This window comes from Nocardiopsis mangrovi (assembly GCF_042653925.1).
Taxonomy (GTDB): domain Bacteria; phylum Actinomycetota; class Actinomycetes; order Streptosporangiales; family Streptosporangiaceae; genus Nocardiopsis_B; species Nocardiopsis_B mangrovi.
The window spans coordinates 111,035-129,760 of sequence record NZ_JBHSFQ010000008.1 but is presented as its reverse complement, the minus strand read 5'-3'; the positions used below and the strand labels follow the sequence as shown (position 1 = coordinate 129,760).

Annotated in this window: 19 protein-coding genes; 9 read left to right on the top strand and 10 right to left on the bottom strand. The window is 74.6% G+C overall.

What is annotated here, in order from left to right; genetic code table 11:
- Positions 1-242 precede the first annotated feature (242 nt).
- The 4 genes from ACFO4E_RS11270 to ACFO4E_RS11255 all read left to right on the top strand — a co-directional run bounded on the left by ACFO4E_RS11270 (position 243) and on the right by ACFO4E_RS11255 (position 5,877).
- Complete coding sequence (locus ACFO4E_RS11270; RefSeq protein ID WP_378573650.1) at positions 243-1,205, top strand: LLM class flavin-dependent oxidoreductase; 963 nt, start codon at positions 243-245, stop codon at positions 1,203-1,205.
- A 105-nt stretch (positions 1,206-1,310) separates the two neighbouring features.
- Positions 1,311-2,081, top strand: a complete 771-nt coding sequence (locus tag ACFO4E_RS11265; protein ID WP_378573649.1) for an adenosylcobinamide amidohydrolase — start codon at positions 1,311-1,313, stop codon at positions 2,079-2,081.
- A gap of 214 nt (positions 2,082-2,295) precedes the next feature.
- Entirely contained in the window at positions 2,296-4,995 is a 2,700-nt protein-coding gene (locus ACFO4E_RS11260) for an AAA family ATPase (protein WP_378573647.1), read from the top strand.
- Positions 4,996-4,998: 3 nt separating this feature from the next.
- Entirely contained in the window at positions 4,999-5,877 is an 879-nt protein-coding gene (locus tag ACFO4E_RS11255) for an alpha/beta fold hydrolase (protein WP_378573645.1), read from the top strand.
- A 449-nt stretch (positions 5,878-6,326) separates the two neighbouring features.
- Here ACFO4E_RS11255 and ACFO4E_RS11250 read toward each other — a convergent pair whose 3' ends face one another.
- Positions 6,327-7,157, bottom strand: a complete 831-nt coding sequence (locus ACFO4E_RS11250) for a Rossmann-fold NAD(P)-binding domain-containing protein (RefSeq protein WP_378573643.1) — start codon at positions 7,155-7,157, stop codon at positions 6,327-6,329.
- Positions 7,154-7,585, bottom strand: coding sequence for a nuclear transport factor 2 family protein (locus tag ACFO4E_RS11245; RefSeq protein ID WP_378573641.1), 432 nt, complete (start codon positions 7,583-7,585; stop codon positions 7,154-7,156). The genes ACFO4E_RS11250 and ACFO4E_RS11245 overlap by 4 nt, the downstream gene beginning before the upstream one ends.
- A 127-nt stretch (positions 7,586-7,712) precedes the next feature.
- Between ACFO4E_RS11245 and ACFO4E_RS11240 the strand changes: the two genes are divergently transcribed.
- Positions 7,713-8,570, top strand: coding sequence for a helix-turn-helix transcriptional regulator (locus ACFO4E_RS11240; RefSeq protein ID WP_378573639.1), 858 nt, complete (start codon positions 7,713-7,715; stop codon positions 8,568-8,570).
- Here the strand turns inward: ACFO4E_RS11240 and ACFO4E_RS11235 are convergent.
- The 6 genes from ACFO4E_RS11235 to ACFO4E_RS11210 all read right to left on the bottom strand — a co-directional run bounded on the left by ACFO4E_RS11235 (position 8,518) and on the right by ACFO4E_RS11210 (position 13,358).
- Complete coding sequence (locus ACFO4E_RS11235) at positions 8,518-9,087, bottom strand: histidine kinase (protein WP_378573788.1); 570 nt, start codon at positions 9,085-9,087, stop codon at positions 8,518-8,520. The genes ACFO4E_RS11240 and ACFO4E_RS11235 overlap by 53 nt on opposite strands.
- Before the next feature lie 140 nt (positions 9,088-9,227).
- Entirely contained in the window at positions 9,228-9,509 is a 282-nt protein-coding gene (locus tag ACFO4E_RS11230) for a DUF7134 domain-containing protein (RefSeq protein ID WP_378573637.1), read from the bottom strand.
- Between the two features lie 126 nt (positions 9,510-9,635).
- Complete coding sequence (locus ACFO4E_RS11225) at positions 9,636-10,652, bottom strand: AraC family transcriptional regulator (protein ID WP_378573635.1); 1,017 nt, start codon at positions 10,650-10,652, stop codon at positions 9,636-9,638.
- Positions 10,653-11,056: 404 nt separating this feature from the next.
- Positions 11,057-11,545 (bottom strand): hypothetical protein, encoded by a 489-nt coding sequence (locus ACFO4E_RS11220; protein WP_378573633.1) that lies wholly within the window; start codon positions 11,543-11,545, stop codon positions 11,057-11,059.
- A gap of 513 nt (positions 11,546-12,058) precedes the next feature.
- Positions 12,059-12,871, bottom strand: coding sequence for a MerR family transcriptional regulator (locus tag ACFO4E_RS11215; protein WP_378573632.1), 813 nt, complete (start codon positions 12,869-12,871; stop codon positions 12,059-12,061).
- Between the two features lie 76 nt (positions 12,872-12,947).
- Positions 12,948-13,358 (bottom strand): ChaB family protein, encoded by a 411-nt coding sequence (locus tag ACFO4E_RS11210; RefSeq protein WP_378573630.1) that lies wholly within the window; start codon positions 13,356-13,358, stop codon positions 12,948-12,950.
- Positions 13,359-13,764: 406 nt separating this feature from the next.
- On the opposite strand from ACFO4E_RS11210, the gene ACFO4E_RS11205 reads away from it, so the two are divergent.
- Together ACFO4E_RS11205 and ACFO4E_RS11200 are read left to right on the top strand one after the other, a co-directional pair.
- Complete coding sequence (locus ACFO4E_RS11205) at positions 13,765-14,358, top strand: TetR/AcrR family transcriptional regulator (protein WP_378573628.1); 594 nt, start codon at positions 13,765-13,767, stop codon at positions 14,356-14,358.
- A gap of 85 nt (positions 14,359-14,443) precedes the next feature.
- Positions 14,444-15,133, top strand: coding sequence for a type 1 glutamine amidotransferase domain-containing protein (locus tag ACFO4E_RS11200; protein WP_378573626.1), 690 nt, complete (start codon positions 14,444-14,446; stop codon positions 15,131-15,133).
- A 6-nt stretch (positions 15,134-15,139) separates the two neighbouring features.
- Here ACFO4E_RS11200 and ACFO4E_RS11195 read toward each other — a convergent pair whose 3' ends face one another.
- Both ACFO4E_RS11195 and ACFO4E_RS11190 read right to left on the bottom strand, forming a co-directional pair.
- The gene (locus tag ACFO4E_RS11195; RefSeq protein WP_378573624.1) at positions 15,140-16,054 is read right to left on the bottom strand and encodes a SigB/SigF/SigG family RNA polymerase sigma factor; all 915 of its coding nucleotides are present in this window, start codon (positions 16,052-16,054) and stop codon (positions 15,140-15,142) included.
- 323 nt (positions 16,055-16,377) lie between these two features.
- Positions 16,378-16,929, bottom strand: a complete 552-nt coding sequence (locus tag ACFO4E_RS11190) for a TetR/AcrR family transcriptional regulator (RefSeq protein ID WP_378573622.1) — start codon at positions 16,927-16,929, stop codon at positions 16,378-16,380.
- A gap of 57 nt (positions 16,930-16,986) precedes the next feature.
- On the opposite strand from ACFO4E_RS11190, the gene ACFO4E_RS11185 reads away from it, so the two are divergent.
- Positions 16,987-17,691, top strand: a complete 705-nt coding sequence (locus tag ACFO4E_RS11185; RefSeq protein ID WP_378573620.1) for an SDR family oxidoreductase — start codon at positions 16,987-16,989, stop codon at positions 17,689-17,691.
- 240 nt (positions 17,692-17,931) lie between these two features.
- Positions 17,932-18,504, top strand: a complete 573-nt coding sequence (locus ACFO4E_RS11180; protein ID WP_378573618.1) for a hypothetical protein — start codon at positions 17,932-17,934, stop codon at positions 18,502-18,504.
- Positions 18,505-18,726: the final 222 nt, after the last annotated feature.

Below are 18,726 nucleotides of genomic sequence, written 5' to 3'. Positions count from 1 at the left end.
GACCATGAATCAGATGTCAATGTCTGTTTTCCTATATGATCCCTCGCCGGGTCTCCCCGGACCGGTCGGCCGGCTGGTAAGAAGAACCGGAAAGAGGACCGACCGATCCACCGTCCGGCCCGAGAACCCGCGAACCCGCGGAATCGACCGCGCGTACGCCGATGCCGGAGGCCCGCTCGCCGGGGCGGCCGGCGTTCGGCGGCTGCGGCCACCGAACGCGAACCTGCTGGGGGAGAGCACCCATGACGAGACGCAACGGCACGATCGGCGTCCTGCTGCCGCGCGACACTCCGGCGCGCGACGTCATCGCCTTCGCCCGGCGCGCCGACGCCCGCGGTTTCGACGAGCTGTGGGTCGTGGAGGACCTCGGCTACCGCGGGGGACTGGCCCAGGCGGCCACGGTTCTCGCCGCCACGACGCGGATCCGGGTCGGCATCGGGCTGCTTCCGGCCGGCGCCCGCAACGTGGCCTTCACCGCCATGGAGATCGCGAGCCTCGCCCAATTCCACCCCGGCCGCCTCGACGTCGCCATCGGCCACGGTGTGCCCGCGTGGATGCGCGGCGTCGGCGCATGGCCCCAGAGCCCTCTCACCCTCCTGAGCGAGTACATCAGCGTCCTGAAGTCGCTGCTGAGCGGCCGGCTCGTGCAGCACGAAGGCCGGTATGTGCGCATCGACGGGCTGCGACTGGACGACAGCTCCCTCCCGGCGGCGGCCCCCATGGTGCTGGCGGGTGTGCGCGCCCCCAGGTCCCTGGGGGTGTCCGGCGAGGTGGCCGACGGCACCCTCCTCGCGGAGCCGGTCACACCCGCCTACGTGCGGCAGGCCCTCACCCACATCGCCCCCACCCGTCCGCACCGCCTGGTCGCCTACAACGTCGCGGCGGTCGACGACGACCCCGCGGCGGCGCTGGCGGCCGTGCGCCCCGCCCTCGACGTCGTCGGAGAGCCGGACTGGCGGCCCCACATCGCCCCGCTGCCCTTCCACGACGACCTCCTCGCCCTGCGGTCGCGCTGCGACGGCCCGCGGGAATTCGCCGGTGCCCTGCCGGACGAATGGGTGCGGCAGCTCGCCGTGGCGGGTACGCCGGGCGAGGCGCGGTCCCGGCTGGAGGACCTGTTCGACGCGGGCGTCACCAGCGCCGTCCTCACACCGGTGGGCCCCGACCACCTGGCGTCGCTGGACGCCTTGGCGGCGGTCCTGTGAAGGGTCCGCCAGGGGCTCCGCCGACTCCGCCCGGCGGCCGGTGACGGTCCGCCCGCGCCGCGGCCCGGCGTGGAGGGCCTCGTACCCGGGGGCTACAGTGCGCGGGTGCGAGTCAGCGAGACGTGCCGGAACGGCGAGCCCGGCGAGCCCGGCGAGCCGACGGTCCGGGCCGGGGGCGGCCTGCTCGATTGCGCCCTCTACCGGCGCGTCGAGGACGGTGCCGTCCTCGGCGCCCTCGTGTGGGACGCGGGGGCGGGCTGGCGGATGCTGTCATCCGGGGTGCTGGGCGGCGGGCTCGGGACGCGTTCGTTCGTGGTCAACGCCCAGGTGGCACACGGTTACCGGCGCATGGACCCCGCCGACCACCTCGGTGAGATCGCGGCGGCGGCCGGCGTGCGCGGCGCCGGTGTCGGCCTGCTCACGGCGGCCGAGGTCGGCGAGGCCGGGTCCGGCGCCGACGGCGGTGTGGAGGCGGTCGCGACGGCCGGCATCGGCCGCCCGACCTGGGCGGCGGCCGATCCCGTCCTGGACGAGGCCCGGCTCGGGGTCCCCGGCTCCGCACCCGAACCCGGGACCATCAACATCGTCGTGGCGATCCCGGCCGCGCTGTCCGACGCCGCCCTGGTCAACGTCGCGACGACCGTGACCGAGGCCAAGGTGCAGGCGGTCATGTCCGCCGGGTTCGCCTGCACGGGCACCGCCTCCGACGCCCTGTGCGTCGCCGTGCGGGATCCCGCCCGCCGGCGCGCGCCGGGACCGACGGCGGAGTTCGGCGGCCCTCGCTCGTATTGGGGCGCCCGCGCCGCCCGCGCGGTCCATGCGGCCGTACACCAGGCGGCCCGGCGCTACGCCGCGCGTGCGACCGCGGGATCCTGAGCATCGGCCCTGTGCATTCAGCGCATCGCCCGTCCACCGTCGCTGAGGACCGCGCCGGTGACGAAGGACGCGCGCTCCGAGTACGACCACTCGATGAGCGAGGCGATCCCGTCGGCGGGCCCAGGGCCGCCGACCCGCCCCGATCCCGCCCGGTCTTTTGCCGAAGCGACTCCGTGAGCAGGGGCGGCGCGGAGGTCTCCTACAGTGGGTGTTCGTGCTCTACGGCAGATCCGCGGAAATCAGCGCGCTCGACGGGGTGATCGCGCGGGCCCGCGACGGCTCGGGCGGTGCGGCAGTGGTCCGGGGCGAGGCAGGCGCGGGCAAGACCGCCCTGCTCGACGCGGCGGCCGTGCGCGGCGGCCCGATGCGGGTGCTGCGCACCACCGGCGTCGAGCCCGAGTCCGGCCTCGCGTTCGCGGCGCTGCACCAGGTGCTGCGGCCGGTGACCGGCTTGCTCGGCGCGCTCCCCGAACCGCAGCGCGACGCCGTGCGCGCGGCACTGGGGCTCGCCGCGGGCGGGGCCGGCGACCCCTACCTGCTGGGCGCCGGCGTGCTCTCGCTGCTGGCCGAAGCCGCCGCGCCGGACGGGCTGATCTGTGTGGTCGACGACGTCCAGTGGGTCGACCGGGCCTCGGCCGACGCGCTGCTGTTCGCCGCCAGACGGCTGTCGGCGGAGAAGATCGCGATGCTGTTCGCCGTGCGCGGGGACGCTCCGGTCAAGGGTGTGCCGCTGACCGTGGAGGTGGGCGGCCTGCCCGCGTCCGCGGCGGCCGAGATGCTGGCGTCCCGCCACGGTGTGGCGCCGGGTGTCGCCCGCGAACTCGTCGAGCTGACCCGCGCGAACCCCCTCGCCCTGGGCGAGATCGCCGCCCGCCTGACGCCCGCGCAGCTCGCCGGACGCCGGCCGCTGCCCGACCCGCTGCCCGGCGGCGCCCGGCTGTTCGGCGATGGGGTGGCGGCGCTGTCCGATGCCGCCCGGCACCTCGCCCTGGCCGCCGCCGTGGAGCCCGAACTCGCCCCCGTCCTGCTCGCCACCGAACGGTTCTGCGCCGGGGGAGCGGTCCGGCCCGGCGGCGACACGGGGGGCCGGACCGGGCGGGCGGCACTGGCCGAGCTGGAGGAGTCCGGTCTGGCCGGCCTCTCGGGGACACGCCTGCACTTCCGCCACCCGCTCATCCGGTCGGCGGTGCACGAGGCGGCCGCCCCGGCCGACGTCCGCCGGATGCACGCCGCCCTGGCGGAGGTGACCGAGGGCGACGCCCGCGCCTGGCACCTGGCCGGAGCCGCCATGGGCCGGGACGAGCGGGTCGCCGCCGCTCTGGCGGCCGCCGCGGAGCGGGCGCGCGACCGCGGCGGGTACGGCACCGCCGCCACCGCCCTGGCCAGGGCCGCCGAGCTGACCCCCGAGCCGCGCGCCCGCGCCGCCCGGCTGAAGGACGCCGCCGTCGCGGCCTGGCTGGGCGGCCGCCCGGGTCAGGCGGAGTCGCTGCTGGCCGAGGCCCGCGACCAGGCCGGCGCCGATGCCGGCCTGGCCATGGAGATCGCCCAGCTGCGGGGCCGGTTCGAGCTGAACTCCGGTAACGCGGCCGAGGCCGTGCGGATCCTGGCGGCGGGCGACAGCCTGGGCATGCTCGCCGATGCCGCGGAGGCCGCCTCCTACGTCGGCGACACGGCGGCCGTCGTCGAGCTCGGGCGCAGGGCGGCGGCGCACCCCGAGGGATTCCTGCGCGACGCAGTGGCCGGGATCGGCTTGGCGCTGGACGGCGACGCCGCCGGGCCGGTCCTGCTGCGGCGGGCGCTGGCGCGGGCCGGCGAGCTGGGGGAGGCGGCGGAGTACCTGTGGGCGGCGGCCGCGGCCAGCCAGCTGGGCGAGTCGGACGTGGCCACCGAGATGGCCGACCGGGCCGGACGGGTGGCCCGGGTGTCGGGGATGACCGGGCAGTTGCCGGTCGTGCTGGAGTTCGTGGCGACGGCCGAGCGCCTGGCGGGGCGGCTGGCGAGCAGCCGTGCCGTCTCCGAGGAGGGCCTGGAGCTGGCCCGCGAGGCCGGCTACGCGAACACGGTGGCCGCGCACCTGGCCAATCTGGCGGTACTGGCGGCGCTGCGCGGCGAGGAGGACGCCTGCGAACGGCGGGCCCGTGAAGCGCTGGCCATCGCCGTACCGCATCGGGTGGGCCTGCGGGCGGGGGTCGCCGCCTACGCGCGGGCGCTGCTCGACCTGTGCCTGGGACGCTACGCGACGTCGCACGAGCGTTTCTCGGCCCTCGTCGCGGCCGGGCCGGGTCTCGGGCATCCCACCGTGGCCGGGCGGACGGCGCCGGACCGCGTGGAGGCCGCCGTCGGCGCGGGCGACCACGCGGGTGCGCGGGCGGCGCTGGAGGACTACCGGCGGTGGTCGGCGCACGCCGCGACGCCCGAATCGCACGCGCTGCTGGCCCGCTGCCGGGGCCTGGCCGAGTCCGCCGAGGACGCCTTCGGTGAGGCGCTGCGGCTGCACACCAACCCGTTCGAGGCGGCCAGGACGGCCCTGCTGCTGGGCGAGCGGCTGCGCCGCGCGCAGCGGCCGGGCGAGGCGCGGGCGCACCTGCGGATGGCGTGGGAGACGTTCGAGCGGGCGGGCGCGGGGCCGTGGGCCAGGCGCGCGCGGGGTGAGCTGCGGGCGGCGGGCGAGAGCGGGCAGGCGCCGCGCCCGGCGGTGCTGGACGCGCTGACCCCGCAGGAACTCCGCATCGCGGGCCTGGTCGCCGACGGGCTGTCGAGCAGGCAGGTCGCCGCCCGGCTGTTCCTGAGCCCCCGCACGGTCGAGTACCACCTCTACAAGATCTATCCGAAGCTGGGCATCGGCTCGCGCACGGAACTCGCGCGGCTGGTAGTTCTACAGAAGGCACCCGTAGCGGCGGAGGACATGCTCTGAGACATGCGAGACGTGAACATCTGGAGTGAAGAGTTCGGCGCCGTGACCGATGCGCCGATCCTGCTGATCATGGGGTCGATGTCGCAGGGCGTCCTGTGGCCGGACGCGTTCGTCGGCCGCCTCGCCGCCGGGGGCCGCCGGGTGATCCGCTACGACCACCGCGACACCGGCAGGTCGGACACCGTCGACTTCGCGGCGGAGCCGTACACGTGGAACGCCGTCAAGAACGACGTCTACCGCGTGCTGGACGCCCACGGCCTGGAGAGCGCGCACCTGGTCTGCCATTCGGCGGGCGGGCTGCTCGGCCAGTTCATCGCGGTGGAGCGGCCGGAACGGGTGCGCTCGCTGACCGTCATCGGCTCCTCGCCGCTCGGCGGGGGCGAAGGCCGGGTGATCATGCGGGCGCTTATGGGGCAGCCCCAGCCCGAGGGGAGCCTGCCCGAGCCGGCGCCGGAGTTCACGGCGTTCTACCGCGCGCTGATGGCCGCACCGCCTGCTCAGGACCGGCGCACCCGGATCGACGCCATGATCGCCGAGCAGCGCCTGCTGCACGGCACCGGGCTGCCGTTCGACGAGGACGCGGCGCGCCGGCTTCAGGAACGCGTCCACGACCGGGCCCGCGACCTGTCGGCGGTGGCCAACCACCGGCTGGCCGCGGCGGCCGATCCGGACTTCGAGCCGGTGGGCGCGCTGCACCGGGTGAAGGCGCCCACCCTGGTCATCGAGGGCACCCACGAGCCGGCCAAACCGGGCCACAGCGCGATCATCGCCGAGCAGATCCCGGGGGCGCGGCTGATGATCGTGGAGGGCTTGGGCCACACGCTGCCGCCGCAGGTGCACGGGGAACTGGCCGCCGCCGTCCTCACGCACACGGCCGGATGACGTCCGCCGGGCGGATGGGTGCGGACGGCGCCGCACGGGCGGACGTCACCCGCGCCGCGCCGCCCGATCTGCGCCGCGTGCCCTCTCCGCCTGTGTGGAGGGCCCGGACGCGATGGGGTTGCGCCGGATCCCGGTCGACGACCTGGACCGGCGGCCACGCCCATTGCCGGACGCTGATCCCCGGTGTGCGGGAGAACCGGAGCTGCCCGCGGGTGCCGTCGACCGCGACGCCCGGCCAGGATACGGCGATGCGCGATGGCCGACGAGTCCGTCGCACACCGCAGAGGGGGCAAGCGCGAGCACGTCGAGCTCGATGACGGTGCCGCCGCGTGGAGCGAGGCGGTCCCGCGGAACGCGGGGTCATCGCGTTCCACGCGGGCGGTGGATCTCGCCGGGCGGCACCCGGACACGCCGCCGTCCACACGGCGATCAGGCCGGCCCCGGCGCTCTCACGCCGGGGACCACTCCGCCCGGCGGGCACGGGCGAAGCCGGCGAAGGAGCGAGGAGGCCGGCCGGTCAGGCGGTGGACCGTGTCCGTGACGAGGTCCTCGCGGCCCGTGGCGATGTCGGCGTCCACTCCGGCCAGCGCCGTTGCGAAGGGATCCGGCATCCCCGCGTCCGCGTTGCGGCGGGCCAGCTCGGCCACCGGGACCGATATGTGGCGCACCGGCCGCCCGGCGGCCTCGGCGATGAGCGCCGCCGCCTCCGTGTACCCGAGCGATTCCGGCCCGGTGAGCACGTGCTCGCCGGCGACCGGCCCCGGCGCCAGCAGGACCTCCGCCGCGACGGCCGCGATGTCGGCGGCGTCGATCCAGCCGAGCCGCCCCTCGCCCGTCGCCGAGCGGATCTCCCCGTGCTCCCGGATGCCCGCGGCCAGCGGGTGCGCCCCGGTGAAGTTCTGCATGAACCCCGATGGCCGCAGCACCGCCCACTCCGGGAACGACCGCACGGTGTCGACCAGCTCCGCGACGCCCCGGGCACCGCGCAGCCGGGCCAGCGAGCCGAGCAGCACCACGCGCCGCACCCCGGCGGCCCGTGCGGCCGCCAGGAAGGGCCCGGCCATCGGCATGGGGTCCAGGGTCAGCAGCGGCGGCACCAGGTACACCGCCTCCGCGCCGGCGAGCGCCCGGCCATGCGTTCCGGCGTCGGCCCAGTCGAAGGGCACGCCGTCCGGCCCCGGCGTGCGGCTGGCCGCGCGCACGTCCGCGCCGCGGGCCCGCAGCGTCTCGGTGAGGGGGCGGCCGGTGTTGCCGGTGCCGCCGGTGACCAGGACCGTCACGCCTCCAGCTCCTTGCGCGGCGCTGCCGCGTCGCCGCCGGCGCGCGCCGCCTGCACCGGGCTCCAGTAGTCGCGGTATCCGGTGATCGACCCGTCTTGCACCGTGATCACGGCGATGTAGTCCATCCGGTAGGGCGCGCCCGTGCGCACCGTGCGGCCCTCGGCGCTGAACTCGGCGACGACGGTCTCCGGGTCCCCGGTGCGGTGCACGCGCACCGCCGGGATGCCGGTGACGTCGTACACGTCGGTGTATCCGGCCAGGTAGTCGCGGACGGCCTCTCGTCCCTCCAGCCGCTTGGGGGCCCCGGCCTCGGCGAACGGGAACTCCGCCGTCCCTTCGGGTGCCCACAGCCCGGCGATGCCGTCCATGTCCTTGGTCGCCAGCAGGTCCAGCATCCGCCGGAACACCCCTTCGGGTGATCGGTCCATCTCCACCTCCGTTGCTCGGATCGGTCACCCGCCACCTTGGCGGGGCGCGGCACCCGGGGGAACGGCCGAGTCGTCCCCGGACCAGCGGTCCGTGGCTCGCCGCCCGCGCGCGTGGCACGCTGGGGGCGTGGACAAGCGAGAACTCGGCGCGTTCCTGCGCGCCCGCCGCGAGGCCCTGCGCCCGGCCGATGTCGGCCTTCCCGAACTCGCGGGCGGGCGCGCGCGGCGCACGCCGGGGCTGCGGCGCGAGGAGGTCGCCGGCCTGGCCGGGGTGTCGGTGAACTACTACGAGCGCCTGGAGCAGGCCCGGGCGCCGCGCCCGTCACCGCAGGTGGTCGACGCGATCGGGCGGGCCCTGGAGCTGTCGGAGGCGGAACGGGCGCACCTGTCCCGGCTCGCCGGGCACGCGTCGCCCGCACGGCCCGGCGGGGCCGAACAGGTCCCGCCGGGGGTGCGCGTCCTCCTGGACCGGATCGGCCCGGTCGCCGCCTACGTCTGCGACGCCGGCCACGACATCCTGGCTTGGAACGATTTTGCGGCGGCGCTGATCACGGACTTCGGCGCGCTGCCCCGGGCCGAGCGCAACGTGCTGCGGCTGGCCATGCGCCTGGGCGGGACGGCGTGCTCGGCGCACCCGGAGGCGGCGGGCGGGTTCGAGGCCCAGGCGGCGGCGCAGTCGCGCGCGGCGCTGGCCCGCCGTCCGCACGACTCCGCGCTCCGGCGGTTGGTCGGCGAGTTCGCCGAGCGGGCACCCGGGTTCGCGGCGGAGTGGCGACGCCATGACGTCCGGCCGCGGGCGACGCTGCGCAAGCGCGTCGACCACGGCGAACTCGGCGTGCTCGACCTCGACTGCCAGACCCTCGACGTGCCCGGCGCCGACCTGCGCGTGGTCATGCTCAGCGCCGGACCGGGCACCCTCGCCCACGACAAGCTCACCCGCCTCCAGCTCCGCCTCGCGGCCCCCGATTCCGTGCGGCGCCCGTAGCGCGACCGGGGCGGCGCGGCCCCGGTCGCTCGCGGGCGCCCGGGGCGGCGTTCGCGGTCCGCGCGACCGCCCGTCCACGGCCGGCACCACCGGCAGTCCGGCGCGGCGCATCCGGTCGACCAGCTGTTCCAGGTTCTGCACACCGGGCCCGGGCACGTACCCCGCGTCGGGCCCGTCCTCGCGGAGCACCCCGAGTGTCCCGCGCGGCTCGGCGAGCGCCGCCCGCCCGGTCGCGGCGATCGTCTCCAGGGCCCCTTTTGGCCCGCGCGGGGGCGGAGTCGATGGCGCAGGTGGCGCCGTCGGCCTGTACGACGATCACGCTCAGGTTGCGGGCCACCACATCGTGCGTCTCACGGGCGATGCGCGCCCGCTCCGCGGGGATCGCCGCGTGCGCGCGGGCGTCCCGCTCGCGTTCCAGCCCTTCCGCGCGCTCCTCCAGCCCGACGGGGTAGTCGCGGCGGACCTTCGCGTAGCGGCCGGTGACCCAGAAGAGCGGGACGAGGACCGTGTAGAACACGAACACGTCCCCGTCGCCCCGGTCCGAGTGGGGCGCGTCGGCGATCACCGGCGCCAGGCCGACCTCGGTGGCCGCCAGCGCGGCCCGCGACGGGCCGCCACCGTGTACAGGGGGCCCCAGGACCGCGAGGTCGGCCGTGATCAGGTCGACCTGAACGGCCGCTTCGCGAGGGCGACCGCGGGGACGGCGGCGAGCGCGCCGACCGGGTACCGGCGCCGCAGCGCCGGCGGCGGCAGGAGCCCGAACGCGGCCGCCGTGTGGGCCACCACGGGGATGCCGCCCGGGGCTTCGGTTCCGGCGTAGCCGACGGCCCGGAGGAGGTGGAGCAGGAGGAAGGGGGCCAGGGCGACCGCGTCCACGAGCGCCTCACGCCGGCGCAGCACGCTTCGGGCGTCGCCGAACATCCGGTCGGCCTTTCGCATCCGGCCCGCGCATGCGAGGAATGGCCGCTTCGCTCCCTGTCGGGGCCGCGCCGATCATTCCGCCGGCGCGTGGCCGGCCGGGCGGGGCGGGTACGGCCCGCGCGGCCGGCCGGCGGCGGCTCGGCGTCATCCTTCAGGAGCCGCGGCGTGATCCTGCGCCGAGCCGGTGCCCGGCGGGGACTGGTGGTGGTGGCGGTAGTCCGTGGGGGTCATGCCGTGCGCGGTGCGGAAGGCGCGGGTGAAGGCCGCTGGGCGGGGGAAGCCCCACCGATGGCCGATGGCGCCGACGGACATGTGGCACAGGGCGGGGTCGGCGAGGTCGCGGCGCGCGAGTTCCAGGCGCTGGGTACGGATCCACGCCGACACCGTCGTGCCCGTGGGTCCGAACAGCTGGTGGAGGTAGCGCACGGAGACGTGCTGGGCGGCGGCGACGGCGTCGGGCGTCAGGTCGGTGTGGTGCAGGTGGTCGAGGATGAACGCCTGCGCGCCCAGAAGCAAGGTGCGCCGGCGGGCCTCGGGGGTGAGCGCCTTGTCCTCGTCCGCGGCGTGGGTGAATACCGCGGCGACCAGGTCGGCCAGCACGGTGCCGAGGCGGGGGCCGTCTGCGGGGTTCAGGTTTTCCGCGTCGGCGATGAGGTGGGTGAGGAATCCGGCCAGCAGGGAACCCGGGCCCTGACGCGCTGAGATCGGGCCGCCCAGCGCACGGTCGGTCAGCTTGCGGGGCAGGGCGACCAGGTCCATGGGCATATCCGTGCAGATCGCCCTGACCAGGCCGTCGTCGCTGGTGGAGGTCATCTCGCAGCGCTGGGAGGTGTCGTTCGTCTGCAGCTGGCCCACGCGGTGCACGGTCTGGTGGCCGTCGCGGTCGGCGGCCATGTAGCCGTGCTGGATGTAGGTGATGTGGAAGCGCTCGGGGTCGGAGGCGCGGACCAGTGCGTGGGTCCGCTTGAAGACCACGGGGTCGTTGGCGATCCTCCACACCTGCACCGGTCCGACGCCCATGACACGGCCGTGGAACCGGAAGTCCTCGGTGTGTTCGCTTCGCAGGTGCATCGGCGCGTGGGTGCCGTTCATCCACTGCCACCACCAGTCGAACCGCTCCCGTTGCGGAAATTCGCGGCTGTCGATCAGCTTGGTGAACACCGTCGTCCGTCCTCCTGCGGTGCACTCGGGCCTGCCCACGGCGGCCCTGAACGGCGGGCGCATCGTCGCGCGCCCGCTCGATGCCCGTTCACGCGGCCTACGGCTCCTCCACCGGCGATCACCCCGAGGCGTTCTCACATGGGCCGGATGAGCGGACGGACAGGGCGGGGCTGCGGGCATCCGATTCTCCCCGGTTTCCGGCGCCATGGCCAGACGTGCGGAGGTGTTTCGGCCTCCGCTGAGATCTCCTGCTCATGGGCGTCGGAGGGCCGGCCGCGATCGCGCGGCGGCCGCTCCGGCGGCGAAGCGGCGCCGGAAGTCGGGGCGCCGGGCGGGTTCAGGGCGCACGACACAGGGAACGCCCCGGCCGTGAGACGGCGGGGGCGCTCCGTCGCATTCGGGGGTCAGCCACACCAGCCGGGGCTCACGATGGGGCTCCGTGCGATCTGTCCGCTCGGGTTCCTGATCTCGCCCTGGTAGCTCACGCACACACCGCGCGTCGGGCCCTCGGCCGCGGCGTAGTGCGAGTAGTAGTCGCCGTCGCGGTGGAAGCCGGTACTGGGATGCATGTACAGGTAGGACTCGGTCCAGGTCGCCACACCGTGCACCGAGGAGTGCGTCTTGAGGGTGACGACGCAGTTCTCCTGGTAGGTGCCGCTCCACAGCAGGTACACCGTGCCGAGCCGGGTGCCGGAATTGGTCGTGGCCGCCCCGGAGTCCTGGTTGATGTAGCCGCCGCTGGACCACCCGCACCCGTCCCCGGCGCGCACGGCCTCATCAAGGGTGTGGGCCGCGGCGGGGCCGGCCGTGGCGAGTACGACGCCGAGCAGTGCGGCGGCGAGGACGGAGATCCGGCCGCCCGCGCGCGCGGCGCGGCGGGATCGTTCGGGCACGGGCATGGCATGTTCTCCTGATGCGCTGGGGGATGGCTCTTCGCCGTGGCATCAGGATGCGGGACATCTCCAGGGACATCATCGGCGCCGAGTGCCCGATCGCTTGACGATGCGTCCACTCACTCCGGTCCTCCAGGCGCACCTTCGAGGTGCGGCCATTGGACGCCGACGCCCTCGGGGCCCGTACGGACCCACTCGTCGCCTATCGGGGGTGGCGGTCGCGGTGGCCGATGAGTGCGGCGATGCCGTCGAGGATGCGGTCGAGGCCGAAACCGGTCATATGTTCCCCGGCGATGCGGGTGGGGGGTGGAGGCGGTGAGGATGTACTCGTCGACGACCGCCCGGAGGGCGGGGAAGCGGTCGGCGTCGACCTTTGAGAAACCGCTTCCGCGGCGCGGCACGCAGGGCCGTCGCGGGAGATGGTCGGCGCGGGGACGGCGTGTGTGTTCGGTGGGGACCGCCGAATGGGGGAGGAGGCGTCGATCCCGGTGGTGCGGTGTGCTGCTGCCGTGATCAGGCGGCGCTTCGGGCCGGGGCCGCGCGCTCCAGTCTGGTCCAGCCGGTCCAGCCCCGTTTCTCCAGCAGCTCGACCAGCCGGCGGGCCTGCGGCAGGGTGTCGAATACCAGCTCGTCCATCAACCGGGCGAAGGCCGGCTCGATGCCGACGTCGCAGACGTGGTCCTCGCCCTGCTCGTCGGCCATCCGCGTGATGTAGGCGGCCAGTTCGTCGGCCAATTCGACCAGCCGCGGGTCCGTACCGGTCCGGTCGAGGGCCCGGCCGAGCGTGCGGTAGAAGTCCACGACCTGGGGGTCGTGGATCTGCTCCCGCTTGCGCGCCACCCACTCCGCCACCCGCTCGGGCGAGTGCGCGGCCAGTGGGATCCAGCCGTCGCGTTCGACCCGCACGATCCGCTCGTCGACCCCGAGGTCCCGCAGGCGGCCGAGGAACGCGACGACCTCCGGGGGCAGCGCCAGGCCGTCACCGGAGGCGAGGCGGGCGATGCGCTCGCGGCGCCGCTGCCGCTCCCGGATCTCCTCCCGGAGCCGCCGGTCGATGTCCGCGACCGCCGCGGCGAACCCCTCGTCGCGGGCCTGGAGCAGCTCGCGCACGCGTGCCAGCGGCACCCCGGCCTCGGCGAGGGTCCGGATCCTGAGCAGCGTGACCACGGCGCCGGCGTCGTACCTCCGGTAGCCGGAGCGGTCCCGTTCCGGCTCCGGCAGCAGCCCCTTGGCGTGGTAGTGCCGCACCGCGCGCACCGTCACCCCGGCGCGCGACGCCAGCTCGCCGATGGTCAGCATCGCGCCGGCCTCCTCAGGGGTGTCCACGACGTAGTACCCCGACAGTCTGCCCGCCGGACCGCGTCGTGGCCAAAGGGGCCGGGGCCGCCCGCGGGGTCCGGCGTCAGGACGCCCGGGGCCGGCGCGTGCGCCTCCGGCTCTCCTTCTCCAGCGCCTTCACCAGCTGGGGCTTGGTCATCGTCGACCGCCCGGGCACGTCCAGCTCCCGGGCGCGCGCGTACAGGTGCTCCTTGCTGGCGTTGGCGTCCACGCCGCCGGCGGTGCCGCGGCTCCCGCGCTTCAGGCGGGCGCGCGGGTCGGCCGCGCGTGCGTCGCTGGCACCGCGCCTCTCCTTGCGCTCCCAGCGGTCCCCGACCTTCTCATAGGTCCGCTTGAGCGCGGCGTAGGCGACCCGGTGGGCGCGCTCGCCCTCGCCGTAGGTCTTCACGGCGGAGTCATGTGCTTCGGCCCAGGTGTCGCGCGCTTTGCGCGGCGACCGCCGCAGTGTGTCCGGCAGGCTCTCCCGTCCCGGCATGGCACCTTCTCCTTCGAACGATCGGGTGTTCCCGCTCCGCGTCCGCACCCCGGCGGCCGTCCGGGCGGCCGGCAGGTCCGATGGGCGCACGGGTCCCGATCGGAACCCGCCGGACGACGCGCACGTTCCGACTCCGCTCCAGCCGGTCATGAGGGCGGGCGGCCGATTTCCGGTCCGCTACCGCCATCGCACCGGGGTTAAACCCCGCCGCCCCGGCGCAGCCGGTGGAGCGGGCCATGAAACGAGGACCGTTTCCTCGGCCGGCGACGGTCCCGCTTGCAGCGGCCCTTGCCATAGGCCTCGGTCATGCCCCCGACGATCGTGGAAATCGGGGAATTGCGTCCCGTCCTGGATGAAGAAGACCCGCTTCCAGGCGACTGGTCTACTCGGTTGCTATGGTCTCCACATGCCGGTCACCGCACGCAACACGGACACCCGGCGGACCATCCTCGATACCGCCCAGCGGATCATGGCCCGCAAGGGGTACTCCGCTGTCGGTATCAACGAGGTGCTCGCGGAGGCCGGCGTACCCAAGGGGTCCTTCTACCACTACTTCGCTTCGAAGGACGCTTTCGGTGAAGCGATCCTGAGGAGCTACTTCGCGGACTACCTCGCGGACATGGACGGCGTTCTCGCCCGGTCCGGCCAGTCGGCGGCCGAGCGGCTGATGGCCTACTGGCAGCAGTGGCGGGAGGCGCAGAGCGTCGAGGAGTGCCAGGGCAAGTGCCTGGCCGTGAAGCTCGGCGCCGAGGTCGCCGACCTGTCGGAGCCGATGCGCCTGGCCCTGAAGGAAGGCACGAGCTCGATCGTCGACCGCATCGAGCGCACCATCGCCGGCGGCCTGGAGGACGGATCCCTCTCGGTCGACGGTGATCCCCGTGACGTGGCACAGGCCCTGTACGACATGTGGCTCGGCGCGAGCGTCATGTGCAAGATCCATCGCAGCCTGGCGCCGCTCGACACCGCCGCGGTGGTGACCCGCCGGCTGCTGCACCTGTAGAAGGCCCGCGCCCATGCCCGATCGGTCGTGGGGACCTTTTCACCTGAAAATAGTAGACTGGTCTACTTATGCACCAAGGAGTGTCATGAAGGTTCTGATCGTTCTCACCTCGCACGACGAGCTGGGCGACACCGGCCGTAAGACCGGGTTCTGGCTGGAGGAGCTGGCGGCTCCGTTCTACCGCTTCAAGGACGCCGGCGCGCGGATCGTGCTCGCCTCGCCCAAGGGCGGCCGCCCTCCGGTGGACCCCAAGAGCAACGAGGCCGATTTCCAGACCGACGACACCCGGCGCTTCGAGGCCGACCCGGAGGCGACCGAGGCACTGGCGAACACCGTGCGCCTGGACTCGGTGTCGGCCGCCGACTTCGACGCGGTCTTCTACTCCGGCGGGCACGGACCGCTCTGGGACCTGGCCGAGGACGCCTTCTCCGCCCGGCTGATCGAGTCGACCCTGCGCTCGGGCAAGCCGGTGGTACTGGTGTGCCACGCTCCCGGCGTACTGCGGCACGCCGTCGAGGAGGCCGGCACCCCGCTGGTCGCGGGCAGGAAGGTCACCGGATTCGCCAATTCCGAGGAGGAGGCCGTCCAGCTCACCGATGTCGTCCCCTTCCTGGTCGAGGACGAACTCACCAGGCTCGGAGGCGTCTACTCCAAGGGCGGCGACTGGCAGCCCTATGTCCTTCGGGACGGTCTGCTGATCACCGGGCAGAACCCGGCCTCCTCGGGTCCCGCGGCCGACGCCCTGATCGAGCTGTTCGACACGGGCGGCGTGTGAGCGGGGTCAGTTCTGGCCGGTGATGTGGGTGTGGAGTTCGTCGAGGGTCTGGCGGATGAGGCGGGAGATCTGCATCTGGGAGACGCCGATGGTGCCGGCGATCTCGGACTGGGTCTTGTTGCCGAAGTAGCGCATGAGCATGATGCGGCGCCGGCGGTCGGGGAGTGTGGCCAGGGCGGCTTTCAGTGCCTCGCGGTCGATGACGCGCTGGAGGTCGTCGTCGTGTTCGCCGAGGGCGTCGGCGAGGGTGTCGGGGTCGCCGTCGTCGTCGGTGCCGCGGGGTGCGTCCAGGGAGAGGGCGGAGTAGGCGGTCGCGGCCTCCAGCAGCTCGTTCGTCTCCCGCACGTCCAGGCCGAGTGCCTCCGCGGTTTCGGGCGTGGTGGGGGTGCGCCCGTGCTCTTGGGTGAACTCCTCGGTGAAGCGGTTGAGCTCGGCGCGCTTCTCCTGGTGCTTGCGCGGGACGCGGATGGCCCAGGTGGTGTCGCGGAAGTGGCGCTTGAGCTCGCCGGTGACCGTGGGCAGCAGGTAGGAGATGAACGGCTTGCCGTGGCCGGGGTCGTAGCCGCTGATGGCCTTCATCAGGCCGAGCATGGCGACTTGTTCGAGGTCGGCGGCGGGTTCGCCGCGGCCGCGGTAGCGGCGCGCCTGGCCGCGGGCCAGGGGTGTGTACATCTCGACCACGCGGGTGCGGATGCGGGCGGCCTTGTCGGCGTCGCCGGGGGTGTGGCGGGGGGCGAGGCGGGCGAGGTCGCCGAGGAGGTCCTCGGCGCTGGCCGGGGACACGGCGGTTTCGGCGGCGGGGCGTTCGGCCGTGTGGTCGAGGACGGTCCGGTCGCGCCGGGGGCGGTCACGGACGGGTCTGGTCGCTGCGGTCGGGCGGTTGCGGTTGCGGTGGCGTGCGGATGCTGTGGGTGTGCCCATGAGTGGACGGTCCCTTCCAGCGAGCCGGTCGTCGCTCGCGGTCGACATGGTGCGGCGGGTGCCGCGTGTGGCCGGTCGCGCGGGGTGGGGGCGGGGGTGCCGCTCGGCGCGGAGGTGGCCGGATGTCGTATTCGCGTTGTGCTGGGCCCAAATTCCTCCCGTGCCCGGCTCTCCGATGGGCAAACACCCGCGGCCGCCGCCAGGGCCGACCACCATCGGTCACCGGCTCCGGAGGCGCCGTCTCCGGCCGCGACAACGGCCGGGAACCGCGCGCCTCCTGCGCACGGCCGCGCCGCGGTGGATGGGGTGCCGTGCCCGCCGTATCAGCCCCGCGCGCGCAGGCCGTCCACGATCAGGCCGAGGATGCGGCGTGCGCGTCCGGCCGCCTCGGTCCCGTCCAGCCGGGACAGGGAGCCCAAGAGGATGAGCACGTCGTGGGCATCGACGTCGACGCGGATCGAGCCTTCGCGCTTGCCGGCGTCGAGCAGGAGGTCGACGGCCTCGCCGATCGGCCCGCTGTGGCTCGCGGCGAGTGCATGACCCGACCGCGGTTCCAGCGCGGCGAGGACGCCGCGCTTCACGCGTGCGTAGTCGGCGACCTCGTCGAGCCAGCGGCGCAAGGCCGCCACCGGCTCGTGCTGTTCGAGCAGTGACGCAGCGGAGGCCACGAGCCGGTCCACGTCGGCGCGGTAGACCTCCGTGAGCAGCGCCTCGCGCGTCGGGAAGTTGCGGTAGAGGGTTCCCTGCCCGACGCCGGCCGCCTTCGCCACCGCGTTCATCGGCAGGTCCGACGTCGAGCTCAGCAGCTCACGGGCGACATGCAGGATGCGCGTCCGATTGCTGAGCGCATCCGCGCGCGTCCTGCGCTCGGCCATGCCGGGGACCCTCCTTGCTAAGTGGACACGTGTCAACTTACCCGGCCAGGAGGCGGCATGCCGGAACGGCCGGACCCCATCACCGGCAAGACCATCGTGGTCACGGGCGCCAGCAGCGGCATCGGACGCGAGACCGCGACCATGCTCGCCCGGCGCGGAGCCTCGGTGGTGCTCGCCGCACGGCGCCGCGAGCGCATCGACATCCTCGCCGAGGCGATCGCGGGTGCGGGCGGACGGGCACTGGCCGTGCCGACCGACGTCACCCGCATCGGCGATGCCCAGGACCTCGTCGACAGGACCCTCGCGGAGTTCGGCCGGCTGGACCAGCTCGACGTCGGCGGCTGGTCGGCCATGATCGACGCCAACGTCCGCGGCCTCCTGCACGGCCTCGCCGCCGCCCTGCCGGTCTTCCGGCGCCAGGGACACGGCCACGTGATCACCACCGTCTCCACCTCGGGCATCACGATCTCCCCCACGGTGGCCGTCTACGCGGCCACGAAGAACGCGGCGCGCACGATCATGGAGGGCCTGCGCACGGAATCGACCGACGGCGTGGTCCGCACGACCGAGATCTCACCCGGCTTCGTCCGGACCGAGCTCGCCGACGGCATGGAGCCCCGAGCCCGGGAGCAGATCCAGGCGGGCATGCGCGAGTTCGGGCTCGCCCCGGTCGCGGTCGCCCGCGCGGTGTGCTTCGCCATCGAGCAGCCCGATGACGTCGAGATCGGGTCCCTCACGATCCGACCGACCGTTCAGGGCTGAACCGATCCCGGACCCGCGCACCGCCCTCCCGATCCCCGGCATTGGGGAACACCGATGACGGCCGGCCTCCCGCCGCACGGCCGTCCGGGGAGCGTCGGGGGTCCCGGGGTAGGAGGGACGCCCTGCGGGGATGCCGGTGTCGCCTGGGGCGAGGCCGACGACGACGCCCCGACGGAGGACGGGGCGGCAGGAGGGGGCCGGTGGTTCCCCGCGCGCGACCGGTGCGACCATATGGGCACGATGCCTGAGAGATTGCCGTGCCGTCCGCTGCGCACCGGGGTGTTCACCATGGTGTGCGCCGGCCTGTCCGCGCTCGGGCACGCGGTGGGTTCCGGCCACGGCATCCCGTTGCCCGGACTCCTGCTGGGCGTGGCGGTCGTGGCCGCGGCCGCCTGGACGGCGTCGGCGAAGCGGCAGGGGCCGTGGATGCTCGCCGCCTGGATGCTGTGGGGCCAGCTCACCCTGCACCTGGCGTTCAGCTTCACCCAGTCCCTCGGCTCCGGGCACCTCGCGCACCAAGGCGCGCCCCCGCCCGAGGGGGGAGTTCCCGGGTGGACCATGATCGCGATGCACGTCGTCGCCGCCGCGATCAGCGCGTGGTGGCTGCATCTGGGTGAGAACCGGCTGTTCGCCTTCCTGCGCTTCATGGCGCTCTCGTTCTTCGCCCTCCTCCTGCTGCCCGGCGCGGCCCCCGCGTGGCGCGAGACCGTCGCCCCGCGCCGCCCGGCCGAAGACGAGCGCAGCTGGCTCCCCCCGCCCTACCTGCGCCACGTCCACGTCCGGAGAGGACCGCCGCGGCCCCGCGCCGCCTGAGTACCCGCCCCCGGCCCGACGCGCCCGCGTCGCCGACCGGCGGGTGCGTGCGCGCCACCGCGGGGTCCGTCCGGTCGCGACGACCCGCGGGCGCGGTTCCCGCTCTCCGGATCGTCGCCCGACCGGGTGATTCCCGGGCGCGTGGCGCGTGCGCGCGACTCCTGACCGCCCACCGCGATCAGCCGCGGTGCTCAGCGGCGTGCCCCTGAACCCCCATTCACC